Source organism: Psychromarinibacter halotolerans (assembly GCF_029168315.1).
In the GTDB taxonomy this organism is placed as follows: domain Bacteria; phylum Pseudomonadota; class Alphaproteobacteria; order Rhodobacterales; family Rhodobacteraceae; genus Psychromarinibacter; species Psychromarinibacter halotolerans.
Window position 1 is genome coordinate 1 of sequence record NZ_JARGYD010000025.1, and the last position, 5,804, is coordinate 5,804.

The following is a 5,804-nucleotide window of genomic DNA, read 5'->3' on the forward strand; positions in this document are numbered from 1 at the left end:
AACGGCCACAATCTGGTGCTGGCCGGCGGCGGCAGCGTCGTGGTGAACGGCACCACGCTGAACGTGCCCGACTATGTCTTTGCCCCGGACTACGAACTGATGCCGCTGACCGAGCTTGCCGCCTTCATAGAGACCAACAGCCACCTGCCGGGCGTGCCCTCGGCGGCCGAGGTCGGCGTGGCGGGGCTGGACATGACGGCGATGCAGATGGCGCTGCTGGAGAAGGTCGAGGAACTGACGCTGTACACGCTGGACCAGCAAAAGGCGCTGGACGAGGTCCACGCCCTGCGCGCCCGGATCGACGAGCTGGAAGGCCTGCTGGCCACCCGCTGAGCGCGCGGGTCAGCTTTCGGAACTGGCCGCCTGTTCGCCCCCCTGTTCCGCGGCGGCGGTCAGCCGCGCCAGCAGGTCCAGAAACCCCTGTTCGCCGCGGTCGCGGTCGTGCCAGTGCGCCGCCGTGCGTTTGTGACCCAGCGGGTTGTGGATCGCCGCCTGCCGGCGCAGGTCGTCCTCTGACGCGATGGTCACGCGCAGCCGGGTCGGGGTGCCGTCCGCCGCGCGGGCCCGGGCGGCGGCGATATATTGGCCCACCGCGCGGGTCAGCAGGCCGGGGCCGGTCTTCAGCCAGATCGTTTCGTTCGACCGGCGCAGCAGGTCCTGCCGCGCCATCCGCGCCGCGAACAGGATGGCCGGGTGGCCCGGCGCGGCGGCCATCACGTTGTTGGCCAGCGCGCCGCTGACGCTTTCGCGGAACACCAGCAGACCGTCCGCCCCGTCCAGCAGCGCGGCCAGATCGCCGGTCAGCACGTCGTCGGCATCGGCCCAGACCCCGCCGTGCCGCGCCAGCATGCACAGCCGCAGGAAATCCGCCTCTTCCGCCGGGCGCTTGGCCATGCGGAACGCCTGCACCCATGTCGGGCCGAACTCGGCCCGCAGGATCTGCAGCGCGGTGCGGCGGTCGTACAGCCGGTGGGTATAGCCGGGCACCGCGCGCCAGCTGTCCGCGAAGGCCAGCACCTGCGGCGGCGCGGGGGTGGTGTTCCAGTACTGGTGGATCAGCGCCGGGATCGGGCCGGTGCCGTCGGTGGGGATCGGGATGTCGTCGGAATGCGTCTCTGTTACCGGCTTTTGCGCCGGTTTCGGGACGTTTCCGGGGGCCGGGCGGGGCATCGGGTCGGACGCCTCGGCGGACACCATCATCTGCGCGAGGATAAAGGACCACGACGCCGCGCGCAGTTCCCGCGACAGCGTGTCGGCATCGGCATCGGCAAGGGCGGCCAGCCGCTCGGCGCCGAAATGCGACGCGGTTAGCTTCAGCTCGGTGAACTGCTGCGCGATCTGCGGCGGCCGCCAGCGCGCCCGCGGCCCCAGCGCCTGCACCGCGCGCATGTGCCGGTCCAGCCGTTCGGCGCGGGGCAGGTCGGCGCGGGCGATCAGGTGCTGCATCAGGATCTGCATCGTGCGCTCGTCGGGCCGCGCCTGCGCCTCGACCTCGTCCAGCACCGGGTCGAGATCGGGCTGCGGCCCGCTGCCGGCATCGGCGGCGAAGATCCGCGCCTGCAGCCGCAGGGTGTCGAACGCGGGGCCGCGTGCCTCGGGCGCGTCCAGCAGCGCCGTGGCACGGGCCAGTTCGCCGCCCTTGCGCAGGCCGATGAACAGGGTCTTGCGCAGGTGCAGCGACTCGGGCCAGCGGCGCAGGCAGAACCGCAGATAGCGCAGCGCCAGCGGCCCCCGTTGCAGCGCGAACAGCGCGCGGGCGGTTTCTGACGCGTCCTCGGGGCTGCGCGCGCCGCGATCGCGGGCACAGTCCAGCGCCTTGGCCGCGTCGCCGTCCTGCAGATAGGCCTTCAGCAGGATCGCACGCACCCGCTCGGGCCCCAGCACCGGCGCCAGCGCGGCGCTGGCGCGTTCGATCGGGGCCGCGTCGGGGGCATAGCTCAGGGTGCGGTGGAACAGATAGGCCAGCACCCGCGGATCGGGGGCCCGGTCCCCGGTTTCGAGCCACCCCGCCAGCACCGCGCTTTCCTTCCGGCTTTCGCCCAGCCGGGCGTACAGCCGCGCCAGTTGCAGCACCTCGGCAGGGGTCTGGATCGCGGATGTCTCCAGCGGGTCCAGCGCGGCGCGGGCGGCGTCGGGGCCGACCTCGGCCAGTTCCAGCTGCGCCAGCCGCAGGCGGGGGCCGGGGCGGTCGGGCATCCGGGGCAGGGCGTCGCGCATCAGCGTCAGCGCCTCGGCGGTGCGGCCGCCGGTCTCCAGCATGTCGGCCAGCGCCAGCACCGGGCGGGGATCGGCGGGATGCGCCGCCACCAGCGCGCGGGCCAGGGTCTCGGCGTCGCCGCCGCGCCCCAGCGCAAGGAACAGCCGCAGCCGCAGCATCTGCAGCCGCAGCCCCGGCTGGTCGCGGTACAGCGCGTCCCCGGCGATCTCCAGCGCCTCGTCCTGGCTGTCGGCCCGCGCCATCAGCAGGGCGATCTCCAGCCGTTCGGCGTCGGCCTCGGTGGCGGCCGCCGCATCGCGCAGGTGCCGCTTGGCCCGCCGCCGCCGCCCCTCGGCCAGCGCCTGCCGCGCAAGGGCAAGCGGGGTCTGCGGTGTCGTGTCGTCGGAAGCGGTGGCAGGCATCGGCCCCTCGGGGGAAGTGGAAACGGGAACGGTCCGACCGTTCTGCCGTGGTCCGGGGGCAAGTGCAATGAAGCGCATCGCCCTAGCCGCCCGGCCCGGTCTTCCGACCTTCGGGTTTGCGTTTTCGCCGCCCCTTGCATATCGAACGATATGTCAGGGCAGCGATGGGGCGGCAGGAGACACGGATGACCACACGGGCGGCCGAAACCGAACAGGACCTGCCGTGCGATCGCGCGGGAACCGTCTCGATTTCGCAAAACAAGATCGGGATCGAGCTTTCCGCCGATTTCACCGCATCGCGCGGCGGCATCCAGATGCTGTTCCTGCGGCCGGCGCTGCGCAAGGCGCCCGCCGTCGCATTGTACCGCGACATGATCGCGAACTATGCCGAGCGGGTGCCGCACTGGCACATGTCCAGTCTCTATCAAAGCAATCCCGAACGCATCCTGCTGAAAAGCTTCCACGAGATCGCGACCCGGATTCCGGGGCCGAAGAACTCGATCTTCGCGGGGCAGAAGTTCTTCCTGATCGCGCACGAGCCCGAGGACGGGGTCGCCGAGTTCATCCACGCGGTCGCGCCCGACGTGCTGCTGGTGGTGGTCTGCGGCAACAAGTACGCGTCCAACCGCGCCGAGACGCTGCGCCGCGCCGACATGGCGATCGTGATCGACCCCGACGCGCCGGCGCAGGTGGCGGGCTGCAACCTGTTCCCGGTCGCCGACAGCAGCGATGTGGCGCCGCTGATCCGGGGCTGGATCGACGGCTGGTTCTATGGCCGCAACCCGTCGCTGGTGCCGATGTTCGGCAAGCCCGACGCGGTCACGCTGCTGCGCCGCCGGATCGAAGCCGAGCGCCCGGTGCAGCCGTCGCCGCTGGTGCTGCTGATGGGCCGCCACCGCCGCGACCCGGCCCTGCGCGAGGCGGGCCAGATCCGCGAGGCGCTCGCCGCCGAGGCCGAGGCGGGGTATATCTCGCTGGCGATGCGGCACCGCTACTGGGGCCTGCTGCAGAACCCCCGCATGGACGACACGCAAAAGCTGTCCTGGCTGCTGAAGGCCGGGATGCGGGCGCGGTTCATCGACCGGAGCGCGACATGATCCTGCACCTGACCAATTCCGCGATTTCCGGCGCCGCCGCGATGCTGGCCGATGCACAGCGCGCCGCCGGGCACGACGCCGCCTGCCTGCAGTTCGGCGCGCTGAAGCCCGAGATGATGCTGTTCTCGCCGGCCGCGATCCCGGTGAACCTGTCGCGCCCCGCCGGGCGCGAGATCCTGACCACGATGCTGGCGCGGGCCACGGTGGTGCATGTGCACAACTGGCTGCCGCGGCAGATCGAGAATCTGGTGCTGGAACATCTTGCCGCCACCGGCGCACAGCTGGTCTGGCAGCTGCATCAGGGCCAGCGCGAACACCCGGTCTATCTGGCCGACGCGCCCGAGCTGAAGTTCGACAAGAAGCTGGTGGTCGCGCATGGCTTCGCGCGCACCTACGACGACTTCATCGTGGTGCCGAACTGTCTCTATCGCCCGTCGATTCCGTCTTTGCCGCATGACGCGGCCTCGGAAGGCGGCAGCCTGCGGGTGCTGTATTCGCCCAGTTCGCGCACCGGCACCCGCTGGGGCGCCAAGCGCGACGAGGCCTTCGACAAGCTGATCGGGTTCATGGAACGCGCGCCGTTCCTGTCGCTGACGCTGGCCGAGGGGATCAACCCGATCGAGCTTCTGGCGCTGCGCACCCGGCACGACGTGACCATCGACGAGGTGGTGACCGGCGGCTTCCATCTGGTGTCCTACGAGGGGCTGTTCACCGGCAACGTGGTGATCAACAACGCCGACATCCTGTCGACGGACATCTTCTGCAGCGCGCTGCAGACCGCGGAACCGCCGCCCTTCCTGCAGGCCGGGTCCGATACGCTGTTCGACCTGCTTTATGAACTGGACCACGACCGGGCGCGGCTGGAACGGCAGAAGGCGGCGGGACGGGCCTATTTCGAGAAATACATGAACTGGCGTCGGATCGTGTCGATCTACGACGACATCTACGCGGCATGACGGCGGAGGCGGCAGAATGACGATTGTCCGGATCATCGGCAACGCGCCCACCGCGGCGGACGGCATGGACCCGAAGTTCAAGGGTGTCTACCTCGGCGTGAACTCGGCCCCGCTGCTGTTCAAGGCGCGCGGGATGCGCTGCGACCACCTGTGGATCCAGGACTGGCGCTTCATCGACGAGAAGGGGCACATGTTCAAAGAGGCGGGCGTCGATCTGAACGACAGCCACCTTTATGTCTGTTCCTACTTCCGCCGCGCGCTGGTGCCCTACCGGCAGGTCAGCTTCGTGCGCTCGCTGGGGCGCGACGGGTTCTCGCTGCACCCCGACCGCGGCGTGTTCGAGGGCTATTCCGCCGCCTATGGCGCGCTGCAGCTGGCGCTGGGATGGAAGCCGAAGCGGGTCGAACTGTACGGCGTCGACTTCAGCTATTCGCTGGGGGCGAACCGGTTCTACCAGACCCGGGTCGGCTGGGACCTGGACCTGCATGTCCACGAGAAACAGATCATCGGAATGCAGAAGGCGAAGAAGCTGATCGAGGACAAGCTGGGCATAGAGGTTGCGTTCATGACGGACTCGCTGGTCAATACGCTGATCCCGATCGATACCTGAGCCGGGTGCCCGCATTGCCCGCGGGTCGTCGGAGAAACCGAGAAGAAAGAACGAGATGACGAAACCGAAACTGCTTCTGCATCCCGGCTCCTCGCAGGGGGGCAGCACCTGGATCCAGAACCTGTGCGGCCGCAATCCCGAGATCCTGGCGCAGCAGCATTTCCATTACCTGCACGATTTCCGCAAACTGCCGTTCGACGCGCTGGGGTCGGACGATCCGGCGCCGTTCCACGCCGCGCTGGACAGCTTCCTGGACCGCGACGCGCCCGAGGGCAGCACCGAGACGGTGTTCCTGTCGAACGAGAACGCGCTTGGCGACCCGATGCACGCGGGCGGGCTGTTCGCGATGGCGCCGGCGATGGCGCGCGACATGCTGCCCCTGTTCGACCGCTTCGACGCGGCGCAGGTGATCTACGTCTGGCGGCCGCTAGACCGGTTCCTGCTGTCCGCCTACAACCAGCGCAAGAAGCAGGGCAGCAAGATCACCTTCTCTGCCTATGCCGACACCGCCGCCGCGCGCGG

The 5,804-nt window shown here is 69.6% G+C and carries 6 protein-coding genes; 5 read left to right on the forward strand and 1 reads right to left on the reverse strand.

The genetic code is table 11. The annotated features are described in order from the left end of the window. A partial coding sequence (locus P1K30_RS23670) for a hypothetical protein (protein WP_275635211.1) occupies positions 1-333 on the forward strand: 333 nt, incomplete at its 5' end. Between the two features lie 9 nt (positions 334-342). On the opposite strand, the gene P1K30_RS23675 is transcribed toward P1K30_RS23670, so the two are convergent. Further along, a complete protein-coding gene (locus tag P1K30_RS23675; protein WP_275635212.1) occupies positions 343-2,619 on the reverse strand; it encodes a glycosyltransferase in 2,277 nt (758 codons plus the stop codon). 185 nt (positions 2,620-2,804) lie between these two features. On the opposite strand from P1K30_RS23675, the gene P1K30_RS23680 reads away from it, so the two are divergent. From P1K30_RS23680 to P1K30_RS23695, 4 genes are all read left to right on the forward strand, one after another. Next, positions 2,805-3,716: a hypothetical protein gene (locus tag P1K30_RS23680; RefSeq protein ID WP_275635213.1), complete on the forward strand. Its 912-nt coding sequence runs from the start codon at positions 2,805-2,807 to the stop codon at positions 3,714-3,716. Then, a complete protein-coding gene (locus tag P1K30_RS23685; RefSeq protein WP_275635214.1) occupies positions 3,713-4,672 on the forward strand; it encodes a hypothetical protein in 960 nt (319 codons plus the stop codon). The genes P1K30_RS23680 and P1K30_RS23685 overlap by 4 nt, the downstream gene beginning before the upstream one ends. A 16-nt stretch (positions 4,673-4,688) precedes the next feature. Continuing rightward, entirely contained in the window at positions 4,689-5,282 is a 594-nt protein-coding gene (locus tag P1K30_RS23690) for a hypothetical protein (protein ID WP_275635215.1), read from the forward strand. A gap of 55 nt (positions 5,283-5,337) precedes the next feature. Next, on the forward strand, positions 5,338-5,804 hold a 467-nt coding region (locus P1K30_RS23695), incomplete at its 3' end, for a hypothetical protein (RefSeq protein ID WP_275635216.1).